At 32.3% G+C, this 24,068-nt stretch carries 23 protein-coding genes; 14 read left to right on the top strand and 9 right to left on the bottom strand.

The genetic code is table 11. The annotated features are described in order from the left end of the window. The first annotated feature begins 341 nt into the window (after nt 1–341). A complete protein-coding gene (gene xth, locus IPO86_04115) occupies nt 342–1,109 on the top strand; it encodes an exodeoxyribonuclease III (GenBank protein MBK9727286.1) in 768 nt (255 codons plus the stop codon). A 58-nt stretch (nt 1,110–1,167) separates the two neighbouring features. Continuing rightward, nucleotides 1,168–1,782 carry a NifU family protein gene (locus IPO86_04110; protein MBK9727285.1) on the top strand — a complete coding sequence of 205 codons (615 nt, stop codon included), beginning with the start codon at nt 1,168–1,170 and terminating at the stop codon, nt 1,780–1,782. Nucleotides 1,783–1,833: 51 nt separating this feature from the next. On the opposite strand, the gene IPO86_04105 is transcribed toward IPO86_04110, so the two are convergent. Both IPO86_04105 and IPO86_04100 read right to left on the bottom strand, forming a co-directional pair. Then, nucleotides 1,834–2,730, bottom strand: a complete 897-nt coding sequence (locus IPO86_04105; protein MBK9727284.1) for an EamA family transporter — start codon at nt 2,728–2,730, stop codon at nt 1,834–1,836. Nucleotides 2,731–2,954: 224 nt separating this feature from the next. Continuing rightward, nucleotides 2,955–4,592 (bottom strand): NAD+ synthase, encoded by a 1,638-nt coding sequence (locus tag IPO86_04100; GenBank protein MBK9727283.1) that lies wholly within the window; start codon nt 4,590–4,592, stop codon nt 2,955–2,957. A gap of 356 nt (nt 4,593–4,948) precedes the next feature. Here IPO86_04100 and dnaX point away from each other — a divergent pair, with 356 nt between their 5' ends. Beyond that, nucleotides 4,949–6,658: a DNA polymerase III subunit gamma/tau gene (dnaX, locus tag IPO86_04095; protein ID MBK9727282.1), complete on the top strand. Its 1,710-nt coding sequence runs from the start codon at nt 4,949–4,951 to the stop codon at nt 6,656–6,658. Between the two features lie 11 nt (nt 6,659–6,669). Continuing rightward, a complete protein-coding gene (locus IPO86_04090; GenBank protein MBK9727281.1) occupies nt 6,670–7,701 on the top strand; it encodes a quinone-dependent dihydroorotate dehydrogenase in 1,032 nt (343 codons plus the stop codon). A 54-nt stretch (nt 7,702–7,755) separates the two neighbouring features. Here the strand turns inward: IPO86_04090 and IPO86_04085 are convergent, their stop codons facing one another. Continuing rightward, complete coding sequence (locus IPO86_04085; GenBank protein MBK9727280.1) at nt 7,756–8,631, bottom strand: flavin reductase family protein; 876 nt, start codon at nt 8,629–8,631, stop codon at nt 7,756–7,758. A gap of 77 nt (nt 8,632–8,708) precedes the next feature. Here IPO86_04085 and IPO86_04080 point away from each other — a divergent pair, with 77 nt between their 5' ends. The 4 genes from IPO86_04080 (at nt 8,709) to IPO86_04065 (ending at nt 11,564) form a co-directional block, all read left to right on the top strand. Beyond that, a complete protein-coding gene (locus IPO86_04080) occupies nt 8,709–9,236 on the top strand; it encodes a TlpA family protein disulfide reductase (protein MBK9727279.1) in 528 nt (175 codons plus the stop codon). Nucleotides 9,237–9,304: 68 nt separating this feature from the next. Then, nucleotides 9,305–9,859: a nucleotide exchange factor GrpE gene (locus IPO86_04075; protein MBK9727278.1), complete on the top strand. Its 555-nt coding sequence runs from the start codon at nt 9,305–9,307 to the stop codon at nt 9,857–9,859. 35 nt (nt 9,860–9,894) lie between these two features. Next, nucleotides 9,895–11,058 carry a molecular chaperone DnaJ gene (dnaJ, locus tag IPO86_04070; protein MBK9727277.1) on the top strand — a complete coding sequence of 388 codons (1,164 nt, stop codon included), beginning with the start codon at nt 9,895–9,897 and terminating at the stop codon, nt 11,056–11,058. Nucleotides 11,059–11,075: 17 nt separating this feature from the next. Next, entirely contained in the window at nt 11,076–11,564 is a 489-nt protein-coding gene (locus IPO86_04065; protein MBK9727276.1) for a gliding motility lipoprotein GldH, read from the top strand. A gap of 1,054 nt (nt 11,565–12,618) precedes the next feature. On the opposite strand, the gene ssb is transcribed toward IPO86_04065, so the two are convergent. Next, nucleotides 12,619–12,978 (bottom strand): single-stranded DNA-binding protein, encoded by a 360-nt coding sequence (ssb, locus tag IPO86_04060; protein ID MBK9727275.1) that lies wholly within the window; start codon nt 12,976–12,978, stop codon nt 12,619–12,621. A gap of 207 nt (nt 12,979–13,185) precedes the next feature. Between ssb and IPO86_04055 the strand changes: the two genes are divergently transcribed. Together IPO86_04055 and IPO86_04050 are read left to right on the top strand one after the other, a co-directional pair. Further along, entirely contained in the window at nt 13,186–13,530 is a 345-nt protein-coding gene (locus IPO86_04055; GenBank protein ID MBK9727274.1) for a hypothetical protein, read from the top strand. Then, the gene (locus tag IPO86_04050) at nt 13,514–14,056 is read left to right on the top strand and encodes a DUF1905 domain-containing protein (GenBank protein MBK9727273.1); all 543 of its coding nucleotides are present in this window, start codon (nt 13,514–13,516) and stop codon (nt 14,054–14,056) included. Before IPO86_04055 ends, IPO86_04050 begins: the two co-directional genes overlap by 17 nt. Nucleotides 14,057–14,162: 106 nt before the next feature. Here the strand turns inward: IPO86_04050 and IPO86_04045 are convergent, their stop codons facing one another. Next, nucleotides 14,163–14,651, bottom strand: coding sequence for a hypothetical protein (locus IPO86_04045; GenBank protein ID MBK9727272.1), 489 nt, complete (start codon nt 14,649–14,651; stop codon nt 14,163–14,165). A 233-nt stretch (nt 14,652–14,884) separates the two neighbouring features. On the opposite strand from IPO86_04045, the gene IPO86_04040 reads away from it, so the two are divergent. The 4 genes from IPO86_04040 (at nt 14,885) to IPO86_04025 (ending at nt 19,536) form a co-directional block, all read left to right on the top strand. After that, the gene (locus tag IPO86_04040) at nt 14,885–15,673 is read left to right on the top strand and encodes a zinc ribbon domain-containing protein (protein MBK9727271.1); all 789 of its coding nucleotides are present in this window, start codon (nt 14,885–14,887) and stop codon (nt 15,671–15,673) included. Between the two features lie 847 nt (nt 15,674–16,520). Next, a complete protein-coding gene (locus IPO86_04035; protein ID MBK9727270.1) occupies nt 16,521–16,910 on the top strand; it encodes a BlaI/MecI/CopY family transcriptional regulator in 390 nt (129 codons plus the stop codon). Further along, nucleotides 16,907–18,358, top strand: a complete 1,452-nt coding sequence (locus tag IPO86_04030) for a M56 family metallopeptidase (GenBank protein ID MBK9727269.1) — start codon at nt 16,907–16,909, stop codon at nt 18,356–18,358. The genes IPO86_04035 and IPO86_04030 overlap by 4 nt, the downstream gene beginning before the upstream one ends. Before the next feature lie 26 nt (nt 18,359–18,384). Beyond that, nucleotides 18,385–19,536, top strand: coding sequence for a PDZ domain-containing protein (locus IPO86_04025; protein ID MBK9727268.1), 1,152 nt, complete (start codon nt 18,385–18,387; stop codon nt 19,534–19,536). A gap of 224 nt (nt 19,537–19,760) precedes the next feature. Here IPO86_04025 and IPO86_04020 read toward each other — a convergent pair whose 3' ends face one another. The 4 genes from IPO86_04020 to IPO86_04005 form a co-directional block, all read right to left on the bottom strand. Next, nucleotides 19,761–20,861: a glycosyltransferase gene (locus IPO86_04020; protein MBK9727267.1), complete on the bottom strand. Its 1,101-nt coding sequence runs from the start codon at nt 20,859–20,861 to the stop codon at nt 19,761–19,763. Nucleotides 20,862–20,919: 58 nt separating this feature from the next. Next, the gene (locus tag IPO86_04015) at nt 20,920–22,473 is read right to left on the bottom strand and encodes an Rne/Rng family ribonuclease (GenBank protein MBK9727266.1); all 1,554 of its coding nucleotides are present in this window, start codon (nt 22,471–22,473) and stop codon (nt 20,920–20,922) included. Between the two features lie 411 nt (nt 22,474–22,884). Continuing rightward, entirely contained in the window at nt 22,885–23,658 is a 774-nt protein-coding gene (locus tag IPO86_04010; protein ID MBK9727265.1) for a hypothetical protein, read from the bottom strand. Further along, the gene (locus IPO86_04005) at nt 23,658–23,984 is read right to left on the bottom strand and encodes an integration host factor subunit beta (GenBank protein MBK9727264.1); all 327 of its coding nucleotides are present in this window, start codon (nt 23,982–23,984) and stop codon (nt 23,658–23,660) included. Before IPO86_04005 ends, IPO86_04010 begins: the two co-directional genes overlap by 1 nt. Nucleotides 23,985–24,068 lie beyond the last annotated feature (84 nt).

Below are 24,068 nucleotides of genomic sequence, written 5' to 3'. Positions count from 1 at the left end.
CACCCAACAAAGAATGATTAAATGATATATGATCTCATTTATTTTTATTAAAATACTATTTAAAGAGTAGTGGACTTATTAAAACTATTTCAATATCCAATTAATTGTAATATTAGAATTCGCGCAATGGATTTAAAATAATTCCAACAGATGCGCTTGCTAATGTGTAGAAATACACGGTCTGAAAGAAATGAGAAATGAATCTATTTATGAATGGTATGAGAATAACATCCTTGAATTTACAAACTATACGACCCTAAGAATTGCTTGAAAATATTAAAATCAAATTGAATTGATATCTTATTTTTACAATGTTTTCAAAGTAATTAAAAAGTAAAAGCATGAAACGAATTGTAAGTTTTAATGTAAATGGATTGCGAGCAGCTATATCCAAAGGATTTAATGAATGGGTGGCAAGTCAAGCATTTGATATCATCTGTTTGCAAGAAACTAAAATGGATAATTCGCATGCAAATCCAGATTATTTTAAAGAATTAGGATATGAAAGTTATTGGCATTGTGCTGAAAAAAAGGGTTATAGTGGTGTATTAATATTAAGTAAAGAAAAACCAAAGAATATTAGTTACGGAACTGGAATTGAAGCATATGACCGGGAAGGAAGATTGATTGTTTTGGATTACGACGGATTTTCGATAGCAAATTGTTATTTCCCTTCAGGGTCTTCCGGTGAGGACCGCCATTCATTTAAAATGCAATTTTTATCCGACATGTATCCAAAATTTAAAAAATTAGAACAAGAGAAAAAGAACTTGATAATTGTTGGGGATTACAATATAGTGCATCAAGACATAGATATTCATAACCCTGAACGAAAAGATAATCCATCTGGATTCAGGCCAGAAGAGAGAGCTTGGTTAGATGCTTGGTTTCATGAATTATTTTTAGATTCATTTAGAGTCCTATACCCTGAAAAACAAGCATTTAGTTGGTGGAGCTATCGAGCAGGTTCTTATGGCAAGGACAAGGGCTGGAGAATCGACTACCAATCGATATCAAAATCATTAAAATCGAAGGTTAAAGACTTTAAACACCATCGCGATATTAGATTTTCAGATCATTGTCCTCTAGAAGGAATTTATGAATTGTAATATTGAAAATTTGAACATTATAAGTATTAAATTGTCTTTGATATTTAATTAAGCATGTATGGAACCAGCTAATATAACAAAAAGTACTCTTTTACTGTATACTGAACAAACTCCTAATCCTGAGTCTCTAAAATTTGTAAGTAACAAAATGTTGTTTCAAGGAATTGCGGATTTTAAGAAAAAAGATTTGGCAGAGGTCTGGTCACCTTTAGCAACTAAGCTCTATGAAGAGCATTATGTACAATCTGTATATATTTCCAATAATTTTGTAACCATCACAAAAAAACCAAACGTTGAATGGCAGGATATCATGATACCTGCAAAAGATTTATTGAAAAGTCTTTTAGATCAAAATACAATTATAGTAAAGGAAGGATTCGAAAATTATATGATTGAACAGGAGGCTGCAACTTCTGAAGGGAATTATGATGAAAAAGATGCAGAACTTGTTAAAAGGATCAAGGATATGATTCAAATGTATGTCAAACCAGCTGTTGAAATGGATGGTGGAAATATAGAATTTAAATCATTTCATGATGGAATTGTTACTGTTATGATGCAAGGATCCTGCAGTGGTTGTCCTTCTTCTACGGTTACCTTAAAAGCAGGAATTGAAGGTTTATTAAAAAGAATGGTACCCGAAGTTTTGGAGGTGGTTGCTGAAGCAGTTTAATTTTGTATATTTAATTGGATCCATTCTATTCAATTAAAATTAATAAATAATTTATTCCGTGGTTCTTCGCAGCACACCATTCATAATTAATACTCCAATTAATATACACCCTAAGCCGAAGATGTCATTCCAGGACAGTTGTTCTCCATCAAACCAACCGACTACTAAAGCAACTAAAGGCATTAAGTAGGTTACACTTGCAGCAAACAAAACATGGACTCGTTGGATCAGAACATTAAAAATGGCCATTGCCAATGCGCTTCCTAAAACACTTAAGGCTACTAAATGATAAAATGCATTGCCGGATGCAATTGCAATAGGTATTTGTTTTAAGCCTCCACTCCAATAGGCAATAGGCAGACTCAAAACAAGTAAAGAAATATACATTGCAGCGGTCATCGGTATACCTGGAATAGAACCAAGCTTTGCCTTAATGGTATTGCTATTTATACCATATAAAAAAGGAACTGAAAATGCAACAAGCAAATACAAAGCTTCTGCTCGTAAGGCTGCATTGGGTTTTAATAAGATGAGTGAAAAAGCACCAAATAAAGCAATCAATGTTCCTAAAAATTTCGCCTTCTCATTTTTCACTTTAAAAAAAAGTACTCCAATACCAAATGTACAAATCGGAGTAAAAGCGTTAATGATTCCAGCTAATGAACTTGATATTTTTTGTTGCGCAAATGGATATAAAAAAGCTGGCATAAAACTCCCAACAAGACCTACAAAAAAAATCACACCTAATAACTTCAAAGGAATTAATCGGAGTGCCTGTGGTAAAAATGGTAAGAGCGCAATGGCTCCAATGACCATCCGTAAGCTTGCCACTTGCGTTGGATTAAACGATTCTAAACTATGTTTAATAAAATAATAACTAAAACCCCATATTCCTGTAAGAATGATCAATAAAGTCCAATCTAATCCACCAGGTTTATTTGTTTGCATTTAATACGTTATTAATAATGGATATTACAAATTAGAATTTTGGATCGCTTCTTAGGTGCCATTCCATATTGTTAAATAATTTACATTAAATTCTAATTCATTAAAATACCCTATTCATAAACTATTTGATCTGTTTAAACGATAATTCTGGTTGAGGATTGTAACATGTACAATAAAATAAATAAAACCAGTAACCGAATTTTTAAAAAATAATTTATTAAAACTTAACATAAATATTTTCCTTCTATTGGCAATCGTCTTCCAAGGCCAAATGATTTTGAAGAGACCCGAATGACCGGGGGTGATTGATACCTTTTGAACTCAGCCCGATTTACCATTTTTAGAGATCGCAATACCGTAGCTTCATCAAAACCTAAGGCAATAATTTCATTAGGGCCTTGTCGCTTTTCTATGTATTGATATAAAATTTTATCTAGAATGCTATAATCAGGAAGACTATCAGAATCCTTTTGACCTGGTCGCAATTCAGCTGAAGGTGGTTTTTGAATCGTATTTATTGGAATGATTTCTGAATTCCGATTCACATAATGAGCTAATAGGTAAACCTGCGATTTATATACATCGGCTAACACTGCCAATCCACCGCATAAATCGCCATATAATGTGCCATATCCTACAGCCATCTCACTTTTATTTGTAGTATTTAATAAAATATAAGAAAATTTATTTGAAAATGCCATGAGCAACATACCGCGAATCCGGGCTTGAATATTTTCTTCTGTAACATTCTCTGGTACATCTTTAAAATAGGGTAATAGCGTCATTTCATATTGGTCGAAAACCTCTTGAATTGGTATTATGTCATATGAAATCCCAAGATTCTTAGCAAGTGCTTCTGCATCGGTAACTGAACCGGTACTTGAATATTGTGATGGCAGCAATAATACTTTAACATTTTCCTTACCTAAAGCATCTACTGCTAATACCGCTGTTAATGCAGAATCAATTCCTCCAGATAATCCTAAAATAGCTTTTGAGAATCCCATTTTGGCAAAATAATCTTTAATCCCCAGCACTAATCCTTTATAAATAAGCTCAATTTCAACTTTTCTCTGTTCGTTAGAAACTCCTCCTTTCTGAACTTCCTCTAAATTATAATATTGAATACAGGGTTCAAAAAAAGGTAATTCATCAAAACACAAACCATCAGCACTTAAAACAGCGGAACCACCGTCAAACAATATGTCTGTTTGGGATCCTACGCAATTAATATAAAACATGGGAATTTTATACTTCAGAACATTTGCACGGATCACATCTAATCGAAATTTTGTGTGCTCAAAATCAAATGGTGAAGCTGAAAGGTTTAGAATAAAATCTGGTTTTTCTTCAATGATTTCATCCAATGGACAAATGGTGTACATTGGGTTCTTATTTCCAAGATTCCAGATATCTTCACAAATCGTAATAGCAATTCGCTTTTCCTTAAAAATTATAGTTTCGAAATTCCTATTTGGTTCAAAATAACGATACTCATCAAAAATATCATAATTTGGGAGTAATGCTTTATGTGTTATAGATTGTACTTTCTTATTAAATAAAAAAAAGGCAGAATTATAAAGATCTTTTCCTTCCAAATTTGGATTTACCGTAGGAGCGCCTACAACAATGCCAATTCCATCGGATAATTCGCATAATTGATTGACAACTTGAATGGATTGTTTGATAAAATCCTTAAACTCTAGAAAATCTCTTGGTGGGTAACCACAGGTTGCTAATTCGCTAAAACAAATTAAATCTGCATTTTGTGCTTTAGCTGAAATTACAGCATCCTTCATAATGGAAAAATTGTTATCAAAATTTCCAATATGATAGTTGAGTTGTGCCAGTGCGATTTTCATATAAACTAATAAAGAACAAAGTAAAGAAATTGTTTAAATAGTTGTTGTATTCGCATCAAAGAATTGCAATTAAACTGAAATAGACTATTAAAATGAAATCTATTTTAAAGTTTTTGGATAACAAAATTTAAAAAATTCAATTTTAAATGCAAACGAAAAGCGAATTCATTGTCATTGCAATGGAAACATATTCAATTCATGGCAGAAATAACCTAGTTTAAAAATGTCGTATAAAATCAATGAACGAAAGCTTAAACCTAAAGTTCTAATGCGATGACTTCCATTTTTCCAATATTTGGGCCATTTTAATTCCATCAGATCTCCTTTTCTCATTACTTTTGTATTCTTTTAAAATTATGGACTCATTTGTAGTATCAGCAAGAAAATATAGACCTTTAAAATGGTCAGATGTCATTGGGCAAGAGCATGTTGCGCATACTTTAAAGAATGCTCTGGCAAAAGGTCAAATCGCACATGCATTTTTATTTTGTGGCCCAAGAGGAGTAGGAAAGACCACTTGTGCAAGAATTCTTGCTAAAGTTTTAAATTGTGAATCGCCAACATCAGATTGGGAACCTTGTAATTCCTGCAATTCCTGTAGATCCTTTATGGAAAATGCTTCGTTCAATATTTTTGAATTAGATGCAGCTTCAAATAACTCCGTTGAGGATATCCGGGAATTAGTAGATCAGGTGCGATATCAACCGCAAACCGGAAAATACAAAATCTATATTGTTGATGAAGTACACATGCTTTCGACCGCTGCATTTAATGCATTTCTTAAAACGCTCGAAGAGCCTCCTCCATTTGCCAAATTTATTTTAGCAACTACCGAAAAGCATAAAATAATTCCAACGATTCTAAGTCGCTGTCAAATTTATGATTTCAGAAGAATTCGTGAAAAAGATATCGTTTTACAACTTGATAAAATATGTAAACAAGAAGGAATAAATGCTGAAGATGAGGGACTTCACCTCATTGCACAAAAAGCTGATGGTGCATTAAGAGATGCACTATCCATGTTTGACCGTATTAAAAGTTTTTCAGGCAAAACAATCGTTTATAAAGATGTTGCTGAGAATTTAAATGTGTTGGATTATGAATATTTTTTTAAGTTTATAGATGCCTTTTTAAGCGAACATGTAGATACCGCGCTCATTCAATTTGATGCAATTTTAAATTTAGGATTTGATCCTGAAATTTTATTAGAAGGTTTAGCTGGCCATTTGCGAAATCTCATGATTCTAAAAGATCCGAAGATGCAGGACTTATTTGAAGGGAGTGCACTTCATAAGAAAAAATATGCAGATCAAGCCGATGCATGCAGTATTTCTATGCTTGTAGCTTGGTTAGACTTAATTAATGAAGCGGATGTGAATTTAGTTCGCGCAAGAAATAAACGATTACATACTGAAATTTTATTACTCAAATTATGCTATTTTTCCAGAAAAAATTCAGGATTCAATCAGATGCATTTAGCGGAACCTGAAAAAAAAACTCCCATAGTTAATTTTGAAGCAGTTACTGAATTTAAAACAACTGAAATTAAAACAGAGCCTGTTGTTATTAAAAAAGTTATAGTTGCTCCAACACAGCTTTTAAAAGATCCAATTTCAATTCCTAAACTTGGAAACCTGGATAAAATTAAACAAAAAATCGAAGCTGATGAAAAACAAAGAGTAGAACGTCTAATTGAATTTAATGAAGAAAATGTTGCTAAATTTTGGGAACAATGTAAAGAAGAAGAAAAATCAAATTCATTAAAAGTTATACTGCAAAATGTAATTTTAAAAAATGATAAAAACACGATAACACTTGCAGTTGGAAATGTCATTTCCAGAGAAGCCATTCGGGCTGAATTAAAATTGGATGAAAAAATTCGTCAAACATTCAAAGAGAAAAACATAAAATACCAGATTGAAATCGATCCAGCATTAGCGGCTTTAGAAGAAAAAAAATCAATTAAAATATTATCTGCAAAAGAAAAATGGGATTTGATGATTTCTACAAACACAAAATTGGAAGATTTTAAAAATAAATTACAATTAAAAGTAGATGAAGATTGATCCGAAAATGTATGTGGAAAATTCTTAGATATTTATTTTTTAAAATAGATGCAGAGAATGCACATTATCTGGCAATGGATTTACTTTCTGTTACCCTGAAAATTCCGATTCTTAATTACTTTTTAAAAAGATCTTTTCACTTTGAATCCGACAAACTAAAAACTGTACTTTGCGGTATGAAAGCCAATAACCCCATTGGGTTAGCTGCTGGTTTTGATAAAGACGGCAGATGGCTAAATGTGCTTGCTGTCCTGGGCTTTGGACATATAGAATTAGGTACGGTGACGCCATTAGCACAAGTTGGAAATGAAAAGCCTAGATTATTTCGTTTAAAAAAAGATCACTCCATTATTAACAGAATGGGGTTCAACAATCAAGGTGCACATGCACTCGCTAAAAAGCTTCAAGCTTTTCAGAAACCTTCAGGATTAATTCTTGGTGGTAATATTGGGAAAAATAAAATAACTCCAGCTGAAAAGGCGGTGGATGATTATTTAATTTGCTTTAAAATATTATATAATTCGGTTGATTATTTTACAATTAATGTAAGCTCACCAAATACACCCGGACTTAGACAATTACAAGACAAAGAACCTTTAGGGATATTGCTTTCAAGCTTACAATTGGAGAATGAACGATTAGAAAAGCCTAAACCATTATTTCTAAAAATAGCACCCGATTTAGATGAGCGCGCATTAGATGACATTATAGAAGTCGTCAAAGAAAATCGGTTTTCAGGAATTATTATTAGTAATACAACGACAGACAGACCCCTGAGTTTAATTGAAAAAGAAATTGCAAAAGAAGCTGGGGGGCTCAGTGGTGAAGCACTTACTTTTAAAGCTAAGCAAGCTTTAAAATACCTACAATTAAAAGTTGATAATAGTGTAGCTTTAATCGGTGTCGGTGGAATTATGAATTCTAAAGATGCATTCGTACGAATGGAATGCGGTGCAGATTGGATTCAGATTTATTCCGGTATGATTTATGAAGGTCCCTGGTTTGTTAAGAAACTTAAAAAAGAACTCAGTAAAATTCGTTAAAGTGATTTTCTTTAATTTGGAATTAAGTTATTAAAAAAAGGGATTCCTGCCTTCTCAATGACTCATTAATATAGCTGCTGTTAAATCCAATTGATTATTATTAAATAGCTCCAATGCTTTGTTATGGATTGCGATTAAATCTTCGCTGTAAATAAATTTAAGATCATCGTATTGTTGCAATGTTTGGATCGCTTGTTCTTTAGAGGGCAAATGCTTCATTCCTGAAAGTGCACCAATTACATTTGCAGTTAAAATTGTGCTGGATTTAATATGTTCTGGCAAATTTGGATAACCAACGATTGGAAGTTGCTGAGATTGTGGCATTGTCAAAATTGCTGCACCACTTGCTCTCACATAAAATGCGCGTCCCATTCTGCCCATTAAATCAATTTTATTTGGATCAATTCGTTGGTTCTCATCTAAAATTTCTTCCTTGATGTGGATACAGAGTACTTTGCATAAAATTAAATGCCCTGCACCTCCTTTATCGCCCAAAGTGATAATATCGGTGACTTTGCATTCCATATTTACAGGAGATTCTTTAACGAGCGGTGGCGCAACTTGGCTTGCAGGTTGAGGAGTCAAACCAGATTGTTCAAATTCACTAATGTCATTGGGAAAATCAACGGAACAAACCATCATTTGGCGTACAATTTCATAATTTACCACATTAACCACACATTCCATCGACACCTGAATATTATGTAAAGTATCTTTTGTTGTATTGCCATCGACCCTTCGATTTGAAGAAAAAACCAAGATTGGCGGATTGCTACTAAATGCATTAAAAAAACTATAGGGAGCAAGATTTGTGCGTCCTTGTTCGTCAATGGTACTTACAAATGCAATAGGACGTGGAGCGACTGCACCTAAAAGATATTGATGAAAATCACCTGTAGGAATGGTTCCTGGGATAATCGTTCGTTTCATAATGAAAGTTGAATATTTATAAGGAATGAATATGAAGCCTCAAAAATAGATTAATATTGCAGGCAATTAATTAGAATATGTTGAAATACTTGATTTGGTTAGGCAGTATTGTTTTTTTTGGCTATTTAATTTATTATTTTTTCTTTAAACCTATGTTGGTTTTAGGACAACCGGCGCCTTCATTTGAAACAAAAGATATTCACGGACAGACTTTAAATCTAAATAGCTTTAAAGGAAAGTATGTGTTATTGGATTTTTGGGGATCTTGGTGTGGCCCATGTCGTAAAGAAAACCCAATTTTGGTAATGATGTATGAAAAATACAAGGATAAATCATTTAAAAATGCAAGCGGAATCGAATTTTTAAGTATTGCTTTGGAAGAAAATAATTCTGAACAAGCCTTAGCAGCAATAGCTCAAGATGGCTTGATCTGGCCTAATCATATTATTGAACTAGAACTTTTAAAAAGTAAACTTGCCCAATTGTATAAAATAGGATTTATTCCAAATAAATTTTTAATTGGCCCAGACCAGCTAATTGTCCTTAATAATCCAAATATCAGAGATTTAGATGATTTTTTGGCTTATCAAGTTAAGAAAAACTGACAATTTGACTAGTTTTTCTAACTGGCAGAATTATTGACCTTCTAAAAATTCAATAGCTCCATGTAATTATGATGACAGAAGAACAAAATTCAAAAATAAATATTGAAGTACCAAAAAATGGGGGGGAAAGCCAACAAAGTCCCATTGAAGTACCCTCAGATTCTATAGCTACTATTGAATTGGATACTTTGAAAGCTGAACTTTCTGAACAAAAAGATAAATATTTAAGATTATTTGCTGAGTTTGACAATTATAAAAAAAGGACGATCAAAGAACGCATCGAATTAATTCGGAATGCTTCTCAAGAACTCATACAAGATTTATTATTTGTACTGGATGATTTTGATCGGGCCAAGAAGTTATCGGAAGATCAAAACAATGCTCAAATATTTCCCGAAGGAATGAAATTAGTTTATCATAAGTTACAAAATTTGTTGCATTCAAAAGGATTAGAAGTTATGGAATCTGATGGAAAATTATTTGATCCTCAATTTCATGAAGCGATCACTGAGTTTCCTACACAAGACGAAAATATGAAAGGAAAAGTTTTCGATACCTTAGAAAAAGGATATACATTAAATCACAAAATAATACGCTTTGCTAAAGTGGTGGTTGCTAAATAAGTAAACCAATTATTATTTAAAGCTGGAATCATATAATGGCGAAAAGAGATTATTACGAAATACTAGGCGTTTCTAAAGGATCTGATGCAGATGCAATAAAGAAAGCATACAGAAAGGTAGCAATGCAATTTCACCCGGATAGAAACCCGGGTGATAAATCTGCAGAAGATAAATTTAAAGAAGCTGCAGAAGCATATGAAGTATTAAGCGATGCAGATAAAAAAGCTCGTTATGATCGCTATGGGCATGCTGGTGTAGATCCTAATGCTGGATTTGGTGGTGGAGGTGGTGCTGGAATGACCATGGATGATATTTTTAGTCATTTTGGGGATGTATTTGGCGACTCAGGCTCACCATTTGAATCATTTTTTGGGCGTAGTGGTGGTGGTGGAAGAACCCATTCTGGAACCAAGGGCAGCAATCTAAGAATTAAAGTTTCAATGACACTAGAAGAAATTGCTAGTGGAATTAATAAAAAAATAAAAGTAAAAAAGCAGATCACATGCAAAACTTGTCATGGCTCTGGAGCGAAAGACAGTAAATCTGTTAAGACTTGTAATACCTGTAATGGTCAGGGATATGTCCGTCAAGTAAGAAGTACTTTTCTCGGTCAAATGCAAACCACGGCTGCGTGTCCAACTTGTAATGGTACCGGACAAACGATCTCTGTAGCTTGTACTTCTTGTCGCGGTTCAGGTATGGAAGTTGGTGAAGAAACATTAGATATTCAGATACCAGCTGGTGTTGAAGATGGAATGCAATTGTCCATGCGCGGCAAAGGAAATGCTGGAAGTAATGGTGGGCCAACAGGTGATCTATTAATCAGTATTGAACAAAAACCACATGAACATTTTACCCGGGATGGTATAAACGTTCATTATGATTTATATTTAAATATTGCAGATGCTGCATTAGGATGTCAAATGGAAGTCCCCACATTACAAAGTGCGGCCAAAATCAAAGTACCTGCTGGAACTCAAGCTGGAAAAATTTTCAGACTTAAAGACCTGGGACTCCCATCTGTTCAATCCTATGAAAAAGGTGATCAATTGATACACATTACAATCTGGACTCCAAAAAATCTAAGTACGGAAGAAAAAGCTATTCTTGAAAAACTTCGCAATATGCCTAATTTCAAACCGCATCCCGGTAAAGACGAGAAAGGATTTTTCGAAAGAATGAAAGAGTACTTCAATTAATAAACCTAACAACAATAATGACTAATAAAACTGTTAAGTTAAACGTTTTTAGTCTTCTACTTTTGTTCTTTTTCTCATGTAATTCGCATGAATTATATAAACAAAAATTCAATATTAAAAGCGATACTTGGGAATATAATCAAACTATTCAATATAGTTGGGAAATAGTGGACACCATTTCCCGATATGATATCATTTTAGCTATTGATCATATTCCAGATTTACACTTCCGGAATCTGTATATACAATGTAAAACTACTTTTCCAGATCAAAATTCTAAAGATCAAATTGTTAGTTTGGAACTATACGATGAAACTGGAAAACCTTATGGTGATTGTTCAAATTCAAAATGCACAACTGAAATTTTACTGCAAACAAAAATCCGTTTTCCATTCCCAGGAAAATACGATTTAGCAATCGATCAATTTAGCCGTGATCTTAAAATTCCTGGAATCCATTCACTTGAATTAAAAATCATGAAAACAAATTCTGATAAAAACAATTGAACTACAGAAAGAATTTTGAATAATACATGCTTCGTATTTTATTCAACAAGCAATTTTTTTTAATAGCTATTGAATTGATACGCTTTATAAATTCTAAACTTAAGATTTAACCGTGATGCAAAAGATTAAATTGAATCCATAGTTTCAAATTTAATCCAAAAGCCGAATTAAAGTCAGATCACAATCCTACTTATGTTTAAATACTTTGTATTCTATTGAAGCATGCTTTACTTTATTTAATTATTTTTCATTTTCAATAGCAATAAATAAATCTAAAGCTTCTTTCTAAATCCATTTGTTATCGTCTACATTGAAGGTATTCAGAAACAGTATTTAATAAATGTGTCCAATAAAGACTTTCTTCAAAAATATCTATTAAACGAATCCATTAAAAGTATTCATTAAGGACATTCTTCAAAAGTACCAATTAAACCTATCCATTAATTGTGCACATTAATAGTATCCATAAATAGTATCCATAAAAGTTACCCATCAAAAATATCTATTAAACGTTTCTATTAAAAACGTCCTTCAAAAGTACCAATTAAACCTATCCATTAAAAGTATCCATTAAAGACATTCATGAATGAAAAGCATTAAATAAAGACGTTCATCAAAAGCACCAATTAAACGTATCCATTCATCGTATCCATTATAGACATTCTTCAAAAGTACCAATTAAACGTGTCCATTAATAGTATCCACCAATAGTATCCATAAAAGTTACTCATTAAAATATCTATTAAACGTATCCATTAAAGACGTTCTTCAAAAGCACCAATTAAAAGTATCCATTTATCGTATCCATTATAGACATTCTTCAAGAGTACCAATTAAATGTATCCATTAAAAGTATCATTAAAGACATTCATGAATGAAAAGCATTAAATGGATTTAGGATAGATCGTCAACTGTGCAATATATTTGCCAAAAACCTGTCGATAAATTGCAAATAACTAAATTCTTCCTTTTTCTTGAATACTATTCACGCTTCCAACGACATAAGTTTCTTAACTCATTTGACAAAAGGATATCCAAAATAATAAAGATGCATCTATGACATTTGAACTTCCTGGGCAACCTTCTTTCCAAGTAACAGGACTTCATGGATAACAACCTCTGTGATATACTTCTTTTCTCCGTCTTTTCCTTCATACGATCTAGAGGTTAATTTACCTTCAATTGCAACCTCACTTCCTTTAGTCAAGAACTCTTCCACAATATCTGCAGTTTTTCCCCAGGCCACCATCGTGTGCCATTGCGTTTCGGTAACCTTTTTGCCGTCCTTATCGGTATAGCTATCATTCGTAGCTAAAGTAAACCGAGCCACTTTGTTACCCTTTTCAAATGATTTAATGTCTGGATTTGCACCCAGATTTCCAATGAGCCGAACACTGTTTTTTAGGCTGTTCATAATACTAAAATTTTAAAGTTAAATAATAAATTAAATGTGTTATTTACCATTTCAATATGATCTGGCGAAACAAATTTGAGGGAAATCTCACCATGACCCATTATTTTACCCGCTTACTTCCGAAAATATCCGTTTGTAATCGTTTTTTTTTTAGAAATCCGCTATATTTGTTTTAAATAAACACTTATGACACCAGCACGACAGTGCATGCATTGTGGTAACCCTATGCATGGCCGACAGGATAAAAAATTTTGCGATGACCAATGTAGAAGCTATTTCAATAATATACGAAACAGCGATTCAAATTGTACCATGCGTAACATTAATTACATCCTCCGCAAAAACCGAAGAATTCTTGCTGCTTTTACTTCGAAAGAAGGACGAACGAAAATTTCCAAAACTAAATTAAGTGAATCCGGTTTTGATTTCCGGTATTTTACTCATTACTATAAAACACAAAAAGGTTGGAATTATAAAATTTGCTACGATTATGGATATATAAACCTGGATCCAAACTCGGTAGTCGTCATTCATTGTGAAAAACAAAAATGAATTTACAAATATGCTTTCATTTAAAACAAATATTCTGAAATTTCAAAAACAAGGCGAAAAAACAGGCTGGACCTATATTCAAATCCCAGCTGAATTAGCTCAAAAGCTCAATCCCAATGTAAAAAAATCATATCCTGTCAAAGGTTTTTTAGATCGCTTTCCGATCTCCGGTATGAATTTATTGCCAATGGGAGAAGGCGATTTTATTCTAGCTTTAAATGCCAACATAAGAAAAGGAATTAAAAAAAAACAAGGTGATTCGCTATTCGTTAAAATTGAATTGGATCCAAACAAATATCAATTGAATACGGAATTAATAAGATGTCTTGAAGAAAATCCTAGGGTATATTCCTTTTTCCAATCCCTTACTCCAGCTCACCAAAGCTACTTTTCAAAATGGATTGATCATGCTAAAACTTTAGCTACCAAGCAGGAACGCATTGCAGCCTGCTATAATGCAATGGTAAATAAACAAAGTTACCCGGAAATGGTCAAGGAACGAAAACAAACGATGCGATTAGATTAAACTTGAAGTGCCCTGTGCAAAAAAATAAAATCAATGTTTACATCTTGCTTAATGAGGAATTAAAAACATCGTAATAAGATAAAACAAAATTAAGTTTTTGTTGCTATTAAAACGTTATCCCAATTTTTTCCAATGACTTCTTAAAACGTTTATCTGTAATAGAATTTTTTACCCGCTTGACTAAAATGACATTTACTGAATCCTTTTTCTGAAGCGCAGATGAAAGTACATTAATTTGTTGGTCTTTTTCATTAATTTCATCGAGTGCCTTTTGTAAATACACTACATGCGTTTTAAAACTACCTAAAGATTGCTCAATCATTTCCTTAAGCATGATATTTGTTTTCTGAGTTACATCCAATTGCGTTTTTAAATCTTCAATCTTGGTATCTCCATAATTACTTTTATAACCACATTCAACAAGTTTGCGCTCCAGATTGTAGTTTTCTAATTCTTTTTTTGTAATTGCCCGTTGCGAATCATCCATTTCAGTTTGTAGCTTCCTATAATCAGCCATCAGTGATTTATGCTTTTTATTAGAAACACAGGCCCCTAAAATTAAGAAAATAAAAAAAAGAAAAAAGGGATTTTTCATAAAATTGGATTTTGTTTGCTACCTGCGAAACTACATTAAATTTTGAATTTAATATTCCAGAATCAATACAATATTCACAAAAACATACTTTAATTGCATAAATTATGCCAAATTCCTAAGCCACTTTCAAGCTAATTCAAATCAAAATTTTCAAATAAGATACTCTTATCTTGAAAAATAATGAGAAGATTCTAAAAATTATAAGAACTTTAGCCGTCATTTGATTTTCGCTTATGCCTGAGTCTCCACTTCTTAAATGTCCACAATGCGGTTTCGAGGATTCCGGCAAATTCTGCAGTAACTGCGGATTTACCTTTGCCAAACAGCGACTTTCATCCGGGTTTTATACCGGAAATATTATTGATTTTTTTTTTAACTTTGAATCCAGTTATACAACTACCGTAAAAAACCTCTTCACTAGACCTATAGGGGTCGTTCAAGATTATGTAGAAGGTTATCGCGCAAATTATTATGTCCCGACAAAGTATTGGCTACTAAATACCGGTTTAAACCTTTTGCTGTTTAATTTACTTCAAATTGATAAAATCGAGGAAGAACAAAATGGTATTTCCGCTATGGAATATACACTATTAAAAAGTGATCTTATTTTTGATTCCTTTTTAAATTCTTATTCACAATTTCTCGCGGCCCTTCTAATACCTCTTTTTGTGATTAGCAGTTTTATAGTTTTTCCAAAATCCAACTATAATATTGCCGAAAGAGCTACCTCTATAACCTATTTTTTTGGACAATTAATGTTAATTCAAATAGGAATCAATGTCATAAGCTATTTTTATCACCCTTTTGTGCTCTTTAGACCTTATATTATTGAAGCTGTAGAAATTGTAGCAATCTTAATGATTAGCAAATACTTTTTCAAACAATCCATTGTAAATACCATCTGGAAATCTGTTTTTATTATGGCTTTCATTTATTTTGGTATGCTCCTTATATTATATTTAATAAATATCGGAATCCAATGGCAACACCCTTCTGATGAGCTCATTGATGAACTCAGATAATAATTTTTAATATTATTAAATAATAAGAAAAAAACCGAACGCAACAGATTTACGGATCTGAATGGGTCCGGTTTTTAAATTGACCAGAGGTAGGTAAAAATTATTTTAGGGTGTTTCTTTCAATTTGTTACCTTTTATGAATCTATTTCAATAATTCCCTTTGACATAACAAAGATGCGACGGGTATAGATGCTATACAATACCTCCAAAGCGCCATTTTTTAGGTGGTTCAAAAGGACCACTGTACACTAAAAAGTAAATAGATATTAAACACATTCAGCTTAGGATAATGCTATTAATATTCTAAATAATATAAAATAGAATTCCTCCGAATGATCCATTTTTTAATTATGAAATACACTTAATAACCTTATTTAAAATTCATTATAAACTCCTATAAAAAGCAATAGAATCTCCAAAATACCTGAATATTTAAAAAAATTTAATGTCTTAATTCTACTACTTTGCAAATTATCAAAAGACCAGATTTCCTAAATCTAAATGTACCCAAAACGTTAAAACGCAGGTAAAAAGCTAGGTATATTGCATGAAAAACAACATGCATACTAAAAATTCAACAAGATTTAATTGTTTTTATCGAGTTCCAATAATTCTGTTATTTGAAAGCTTCTATAAAATATAATATTGAATTTTAAATAATAAGAGTAAAAATTAGAAATAATAATCTAATAATTAAACTTTCTCAAAATTTTATTTCCTCGCTCGACTTTCAAAAATTCTTTCTTTTTTTTAAAAAAAGTTAAATAAATATTAAAAATACGAAAAGGTTCGTAGATTTACCTTGAATTATACAAACTTTGTAACACCAATTGCTAAATACGACCAGATGACTAAAATAATTAATAAACCCACAGACGGCGAGTTGGAAATACTTCAAATACTTTGGAAATACGGTCCTTGTACCGTAAAAAAAGTAAATGGACTCATGAATGAGAAAAAAGAAGTAGGCTATACAACTTCTTTAAAAATGTTACAAATTATGATGGATAAAGGGCTCTGTGTGCGTGAAGCTGAAGGAAAACTCCATATATATAAAGCTGCTATTAAAGAACTTATGGTGAAGAAAAATTTTCTAAAAGATATGATTGATCAGGTTTTTGAAGGCTCCCCGATGGAAATGGTAATGCAAACCTTGGGTAATTATAAAGCTTCTACTGAGGAAATTTCTGATCTCAAAAAACTATTAAAAGATTTGGAAAATAAACAATCTGCATGAAAAACATGGAAGTAACGAATGCTTTTGCCTGGCAAGAGCTTTTTGCAGCCACATTAATTCATTCGCTTTGGCAAGGTGCAATCATTGTGTTGGTCCTGTGGATGCTTCGGTTAATTTGTAAAAAAGATACAAGACTACAATATGTACTTTCATTCATTGCACTTATCGTGTTTCTGTTTCTTAACTTATTTACATTTTTTTATCTTTTAAATCAAAAAACATTTTCTTTCTATCCATCCGAACTTATAAGTAATTGGTTGAATACTCCCGAAGTTCTTAAATGGGTAAATCAAATTTGGCTCATTGGCGCACTTGTTTTTTTGACAAGATTTGTCTTCAGCCACTTTTATATCAAAAGATTAATAAATAAATCATCCCCTTTACAAGATCAGATTTGGAATAAATTATTTCAAAATTTAAAAAATTATTATTCCATAAAGAAGTCAATAGTTCTTTTGGAAAGCGAAAAAATTGGAAGTGCATTTCTTACGGGGGTCCTGAAGCCAGTAATAATTATTCCTACCTCCTGGATTAATCAACTTTCGGAACAAGAGGCTGAATGTATTTTGGCACATGAATTATCGCACGTCTATAATAAAGACCACTGGACGAATTTGCTAATGAATCTAATTGAAATTATATATTTTTTCAATCCTGCTGTTCATATCCTCTTAAGCCATCTTAAATTAGAACGGGAATTGGTAGCAGATGCTTCTGTCTGCAATTATTTAAAAACACCTATTCAATATGCTAAATTAATCCTTAAAATAGAAGAAAGTTCCGGATTTATACCTGCCTTTTCATTACCATTTTTCAGACAAAAAAATCAGCTCAAAAAGCGAATTGAAACCGTATTAAAAATTAAGACTCCTAAAAATGATTTTCTTTCTAGTCTTGCTACCGCTTCCATACTAGTGTGTTTGCTTTTTAGCACAAAAGGATTTATGAATACTCAAATAATTCCAGCTACAATGAATGATTCTCATTTATCGATTAATACTGAAAATGAAATAAATACAATTTCAATTAATAAGATCCCAGATGAAAAGAAATTTCAGAAAATACAAACTCCGTTAAAACCAAAAAAATACAAAAAGTCCATTCCTAAGATCCCTGCTGAAAAAATATTTTCAAATCAAGATTTAGTATACACACCAATTGAAGATGAAAATGAGAATATTTTCAAACGCATTGAAATAAACCTAACGAAAGAACTGAATCTCTCGCATAAGGTTTTTGCAAGCTTAAATAACACCTCCCATACAGATACTATGTATTCCTTAGATGGTGGTTCATTAATCTTGCCTACTCAATTAAAATGTTATGCCCCTAATGAATCTAAAACCTTTATAATTATTAGAAACATAACAGAAAAGGAGATTCAGGAATTTGAATATGAAGATAATGATCAAGGCATGATTCAACATGATTTACAACAAACAGATTAAATAATTTTATAATTAAAAAAATAACGATGAAAAAATTATCCTTTTTAAGTTTATTACTTTGCGCAGTTTGCAATGGCCTCTTGGCTCAAGCTGAAACGAAATCAAAAATTATAATCAAAAAAATAATTATTGAAAATATTAATGGGAAAGAAACTCAAAAAGAAATAATTGACACCCTTGAAATTTCGGATTTAGATGAAAATAATATTTTGGAAAAAGATTTAGAAGTTATTCTTAAAGATGGAAAAAATTCAGAAATACTGCTTATTGAAGGTGCCGAACGATCATCGGTTCATCCTGAAGCTAAAGAGTTGGAAAGGATTAATTCCGAGTTAGCCAATTCTCATTCACCCTTAAATAAAGCAGTTTTGGGTGTTCAATTAGAAAATGTAAATGGAAATAATGGTGCTCAAATTCTTGAAATATTTGAAGGTTCCGCAGCCCAAAAAGCAGGCTTAGAAGAAGGCGACATTTTACTTTCTATCGATGGCAAAGAAACAAATACTGTGGATGAAATATTAGAAGCATTATCTGATAATAAGCCAGGTGATAAAGTTAGATTAAGTTATTTAAGAGGTACTAAAATAAAAACCGTGAAAGCTACGCTTCAGGAAAGAACCGCAGATGCAATTAATATTAAAGCGTGCCATCCTGGCGTAAATGAAAAAATGAATTGTTGCAAAGCTGGGTCCAATGGGAATAAATGTATTATCATAAAAAATAAAGATGGTGAACAAATTATCAAAGAAATTGGAAATCATTCTGGAGATTCAAAAATTAATAAAAGGATTATTATTAGAAAACATGAAACTGAAAACTCCAAAAGTATGAACTCAGAAAGTGAAACTAAGGATTCAGAATTGGAAGGATCTGGAGATCATCATAATAAAAATCTGGAAGTTCACGCTACTAAAACTCAATCTTTAAATGTTGAATATCTTGCGAGTAGTCCAAATCCTAGCAATGGCCAAATGAAAATAAATTTTATAGGATTAAAAGAACCTACAACAATACAGGTATTGGACCTGAATGGCAAAGAAATTTATATAGAAAAGCTTGATAATTTTGATGGTATATATAATAAAGAAATTAATATCCGGAATGAAGCCAAGGGCACTTTGATCCTTAAAATCATTCAAGGTGAAAAAATAATTTCACAAAAGATCATTGTGGAATAAAACTTTCTTCTATCTTTGTTTCAGTAGCATAGTTTAATAACCAAAAATTAAACGCAATCCGGGAAAGGAGATTTTCCCGGATTTTTTTTTAAATCTTGCTTCCTTTTCAAAAAATGGATATACCCATTAAAATAATATCTATTCAAGATTTTTATAAATTCTTAGAATCCTATAAATAAAAATTATATATGAAATTATTAATTCTATAATTTTATTAGAATAAACTACCTATCCGGAAATTTTTGTTTTAGTTTTAATAACAATTCATCCAGTCTCTCTTCTAGATTTAAGGTTCCACTAATTGGCACATAACCTTTAAATTGTATCGCTTTATGGAGATCGGTCTCTAATTGAAATGCATCTTGATTTACCGTATAGAAAAGTCCACTTTCCATGAGTTGGTCTGCTAAATATTCTTGCTCTGGTTGTCCTGGTGTTGGTATTAGTAAGGCCGGTTTTTGTATAATCGCAAGATCCAACAACGTAGAATAACCTGACCGGCAAATAATAAACTCAGAAGCACACATGATTGCATTTAGTTCATGACCAGTCACCAAATTTTTAATCTCTAAAAAGGATTGATAATTTAAAGCATAGGCATCAATGTTTATACCTTTACTGGTCCCCCGGATTAATATACACTTTGAAGGCTTAAGGTTTTCAACTTGCTTTAAAATAATTTCTTCTAAATATGTGCGTTGAGGTTCAGGGCCTGAAAGCATAAAACAATAATCATATTTTATTGGAATATTTAATTTTTGAAATCGGCTCAATATTCCAATAAAAAAGTGCTTTCTTGAACGGTATAAATGCGCAAGATCACCAGATAAATTTTGGGATCCTTGAACATCTGGAACCCATAATTGATCAAACTGGATGTAAAATAATTTCATCCACGTATCACAAATCCACTCGACAAACTTAAACATTAATCGAAAATGCAAATGGTGCGCAATGATTACAGAAGGTATTTTTCTCTGGGCAGCACCCAATCTTGAGTCAGAAACCAAAAGATCAACATGGTGTTCCTTACAAAGTCTTTTTAAAACAAAATGTTCTTGAATCATTGCATAATTCATTTTAAAAAATTGATATGCAATATTTAAATACATGGATTTAAATGGATAATTTATTCCATAATCAGGTATCTCATATAATGGTAAATCTGGAAACTCCTTTTTTAAAAGCTCCAATCCAGCTCCTGAACTAGCCAAAATTATTTTACAATTTTTACTTATAAAATATCGTATGATCGGAATCGTTCGAGTCACGTGGCCAAGTCCCCAATGCTGAGGACAAATAAGTACTGTATTAAAATGAGCCATTTCGCATTATTCGTCCTGTAAATATACGGGTAGCAAAACGTATTTAAAAAAATAAGGATTATGCTTTAAAGCGGATTTCTTCTTCCGGACCATCAAAAAATTTAAATTCAATCAAAGGTAAATCTTGATTTTCTCTAATTTTTACTTTTTTATGATGTTTGAAATACCATTTCCAGGAATAATTCCAAAAACCTTTTTTTAGAAACGCTGCAACATATGGATGAACTTCAAGCACTAAATGCTTTGTAGGCCTTGTAGATAATATAAAATCCAGATCTTTTTCAATCATGTCTACTAAAAAAATGGATGCATTTACTTTACCTGTACCTGTGCATGAAGGACAAACTTCAGAGGTATCTAACTTCAACTCCTGACGTTCTCTTTGACGTGTAATTTGCATAAGACCAAATTTACTCAGCGGAAGAATCGTATGTTGAGACCGATCCTGCTCCATAAATTTTTTCATAGCATTGTATAACTCGACTTTATTATCATTATTTTTCATATCAATAAAGTCAATAACTATTAATCCACCGATATCTCTTAATCTTAATTGTCGGGCTATTTCTTCAGCAGCTTCAACATTCACCTGAAGTGCTGCATTTTCTTGATCCAAACGTTGTGATTTAGGACCGCTATTTACATCCACTACATGCATAGCTTCAGTATGCTCAATAACAACATACGCTCCACTACTTAAAGTTGCAGTTTGTCCAAATGCATGTTTTATTTGTCGTTTGACTCCAAAATGTTCAAAAATAGGTTTGCTACCCTTATAAAATTGAACAATATTTGTTTTTTCCGGTAAGTTATTCTCTAAATAAATTTTGATCCCTTCGAAAATATCTCTGTCATTCACTACAATATTAGTAAATGTTGGATTCAATAAATCTCTAATAATACTGGATGTTTTATCGAGTTCACTCAACAATTTCATCGGAGCTTTCGCTTTGTAAAGTTGACTATGCAGGACCTTCCACTTTTCACAAAGCATATTAATTTCTTCATGCATTTCAGCGACCTTCTTCCCTTCCGCAGCCGTCCTCACGACGATCCCAAAATTTTTAGGACGAATTGATTCAACTACATGAAATAAACGATTCCGCTCATCTGTATTCGCTATTTTCTTAGAAATTGCAATTGTATTAGAAAAAGGAGTGAGCACTAAAAACCTCCCAGGAATCGTAATTTCACAAGTCAATCGATGCCCTTTTGTAGAAATGGGTTCCTTTAATATTTGAACTAACAGGTTTACCCGTTTATCCGTGATTTGAGAAACTTTTCCATTTTTATGAATTTCGGGCTTTAATTCAAAATGTTCGAGTAAGCTGGAGGTGTATTTACCTTCCATTGCTTCTTGGGTGTAGGTTACATCTGAGTTGAATAGAGGGCCCATATCTGTATAATGCAGAAAGGATTCTTTCTTATGACCAATATCAACAAATGCGGCATTCAGGCCGGGCATTAATTTCTTGATCTGTCCGAGAAAGATATCTCCAACATTATATTGTGTATTTGCTTTCTGTTTATGAAGTTCGACGAGCTTCTTATCTTCAAGCAAAGCAATCTCTACTGAGCCCAATTGGGCCGAGATAATTAATTCTTTTTCCATGCATCTATATAAATGATGCGGAATCTAAGCCAAACACAAAAGGAAGAAATGGCAAAAGCCGAATCCCATTTTCATTGCTGTATTTTAATTCGAATTTCCAATTTGCAAGAGAATTATGGAAATCATAAATTCTTACAAATTTAAAATCCAGCAATGAGGATATTTTTCGGTTCAAGGGTAGCAGAAACAGGTTCCAATTCCAATTTATTAAATTGAAAGAGGTATTTTTTCTTAAATGGGGTATGGGATTCAAAAGGTAAATGATCCATTTCCTTAGGTTTAAGCCTAAGTCCCGCAGAGTAAATACTTCTACCTGTTCTTCTTCTTGTGCCTGTTTTTTCTTAATCGCTTTTTGCGCTTGTGCGTCGCGATTTTATGTCTTTTTCTTTTTTTACCGCAAGGCATATTTTATTATTTACAAAGTAATTGATATTTATTTAAATCTTTTGTTTGACCCAAAGATTCCAAAATTTGCAACATTAAACAGTTGGCTTTAGAATTTTTTGGTTCTTTTATAATTATTTTTTCTATTCGAAGTTTTGCTTTCTCAAATTGACCGGTTTGAATTCCTAATTCTGCTAATTGCAATTGCAAATCAAGATATTCGGGAAATTTAGTCTCCAAATCAAGCATCATTTTAATACCTTTCATTGGTTCTGCTCCAGGCAACTTTACATAAGCCATTGCCAGGTATAATTGATAAGAAGGTTCCGCGGTATTTAATGAAATTGCTTGTTCAAAACAAAATACTGCTTCTTGCTGACAAAACTGCTGTAGTTTAAGTTCAGCACTTCCGTCAAGTCCATATAAAAAACTTGAACCAGCTATTTTCCAAGCTTCTTCCGTTTTTTCTATTTCTGCTACCTTCTTAGCATATCCACCTGCTAAAGAATACTGATTTAAATTAAACCAAAAGCCAGATATTTTTTTCAAGATCTCAACTTTTTCCTGATCTAATTTTAACTCAGTTTTCAATTTGTTAAATTGGTCCAATTCAGCTTTCTGACTTGGTGTCAGGGATTTTAAAGCCCCTTTTTCTATATTTTCCAATCCCGTTGCTTTTAAAGTTTGGCTTTTGGTCTTTGATGAAACTCTTAAATCCGGCGATGTTATGTTAAATCCGAAATAGAATATCAATAATAGTCCAAAAAACAAAAATCCCAGCCTACCAGGAGAAAAAATCATTATTGGTCTTCATTTTCATCCTCCTCATAATCTACCCCTTCTGGTTCTTTACCAAGCTTTACATGGTCAACAAATATTTTCGCTGGCTTAAATGAAGGAATATAATGCTCAGGAATCTCAATTGCGACATTCTTTTTAATATGCCTTCCGATTTTTTTAGCTCTTTTCTTTATTACAAAAGATCCAAAACCCCGGATGTAAACATTCTCACCTGTAGCCAGGGATTGCTTTACCTCCTTAAAAAACATTTCCATGGAGACTAGTACATCTACCTTTGGAACACCTGATTTTTCTGAGATCAATGCTACTAAATCAGCTTTTCTCATTTCCTTGATATTTAGACAGTTATGAATTACGACCCTTAAAGAGCGTGGCAAATTTCGCAATTTTCATCGGTTCGCAAAACATTT

The sequence above is a fragment of the Saprospiraceae bacterium genome, assembly GCA_016717265.1.
Taxonomy (GTDB): domain Bacteria; phylum Bacteroidota; class Bacteroidia; order Chitinophagales; family Saprospiraceae; genus Vicinibacter.
The sequence above is the reverse complement of the archived record's forward strand: the minus strand, read 5'-3'. Positions and strand labels throughout refer to the sequence as shown.

What these genes read in the sequence shown, in the direction of transcription:
- xth (MBK9727286.1), top strand. Translation starts at nt 342, where the DNA reads ATGAAACGAATTGTAAGTTTTAATGTAAATGGATTGCGAGCAGCTATA.
- IPO86_04110 (MBK9727285.1), top strand. Translation starts at nt 1,168, where the DNA reads ATGGAACCAGCTAATATAACAAAAAGTACTCTTTTACTGTATACTGAA.
- IPO86_04105 (MBK9727284.1), bottom strand. Translation starts at nt 2,730, where the DNA reads ATGCAAACAAATAAACCTGGTGGATTAGATTGGACTTTATTGATCATT.
- IPO86_04100 (MBK9727283.1), bottom strand. Translation starts at nt 4,592, where the DNA reads ATGAAAATCGCACTGGCACAACTCAACTATCATATTGGAAATTTTGAT.
- dnaX (MBK9727282.1), top strand. Translation starts at nt 4,949, where the DNA reads ATGGACTCATTTGTAGTATCAGCAAGAAAATATAGACCTTTAAAATGG.
- IPO86_04090 (MBK9727281.1), top strand. Translation starts at nt 6,670, where the DNA reads ATGTGGAAAATTCTTAGATATTTATTTTTTAAAATAGATGCAGAGAAT.
- IPO86_04085 (MBK9727280.1), bottom strand. Translation starts at nt 8,631, where the DNA reads ATGAAACGAACGATTATCCCAGGAACCATTCCTACAGGTGATTTTCAT.
- IPO86_04080 (MBK9727279.1), top strand. Translation starts at nt 8,709, where the DNA reads ATGTTGAAATACTTGATTTGGTTAGGCAGTATTGTTTTTTTTGGCTAT.
- IPO86_04075 (MBK9727278.1), top strand. Translation starts at nt 9,305, where the DNA reads ATGATGACAGAAGAACAAAATTCAAAAATAAATATTGAAGTACCAAAA.
- dnaJ (MBK9727277.1), top strand. Translation starts at nt 9,895, where the DNA reads ATGGCGAAAAGAGATTATTACGAAATACTAGGCGTTTCTAAAGGATCT.
- IPO86_04065 (MBK9727276.1), top strand. Translation starts at nt 11,076, where the DNA reads ATGACTAATAAAACTGTTAAGTTAAACGTTTTTAGTCTTCTACTTTTG.
- ssb (MBK9727275.1), bottom strand. Translation starts at nt 12,978, where the DNA reads ATGAACAGCCTAAAAAACAGTGTTCGGCTCATTGGAAATCTGGGTGCA.
- IPO86_04055 (MBK9727274.1), top strand. Translation starts at nt 13,186, where the DNA reads ATGCATTGTGGTAACCCTATGCATGGCCGACAGGATAAAAAATTTTGC.
- IPO86_04045 (MBK9727272.1), bottom strand. Translation starts at nt 14,651, where the DNA reads ATGAAAAATCCCTTTTTTCTTTTTTTTATTTTCTTAATTTTAGGGGCC.
- IPO86_04040 (MBK9727271.1), top strand. Translation starts at nt 14,885, where the DNA reads ATGCCTGAGTCTCCACTTCTTAAATGTCCACAATGCGGTTTCGAGGAT.
- IPO86_04035 (MBK9727270.1), top strand. Translation starts at nt 16,521, where the DNA reads ATGACTAAAATAATTAATAAACCCACAGACGGCGAGTTGGAAATACTT.
- IPO86_04030 (MBK9727269.1), top strand. Translation starts at nt 16,907, where the DNA reads ATGAAAAACATGGAAGTAACGAATGCTTTTGCCTGGCAAGAGCTTTTT.
- IPO86_04025 (MBK9727268.1), top strand. Translation starts at nt 18,385, where the DNA reads ATGAAAAAATTATCCTTTTTAAGTTTATTACTTTGCGCAGTTTGCAAT.
- IPO86_04020 (MBK9727267.1), bottom strand. Translation starts at nt 20,861, where the DNA reads ATGGCTCATTTTAATACAGTACTTATTTGTCCTCAGCATTGGGGACTT.
- IPO86_04015 (MBK9727266.1), bottom strand. Translation starts at nt 22,473, where the DNA reads ATGGAAAAAGAATTAATTATCTCGGCCCAATTGGGCTCAGTAGAGATT.
- IPO86_04010 (MBK9727265.1), bottom strand. Translation starts at nt 23,658, where the DNA reads ATGATTTTTTCTCCTGGTAGGCTGGGATTTTTGTTTTTTGGACTATTA.
- IPO86_04005 (MBK9727264.1), bottom strand. Translation starts at nt 23,984, where the DNA reads ATGAGAAAAGCTGATTTAGTAGCATTGATCTCAGAAAAATCAGGTGTT.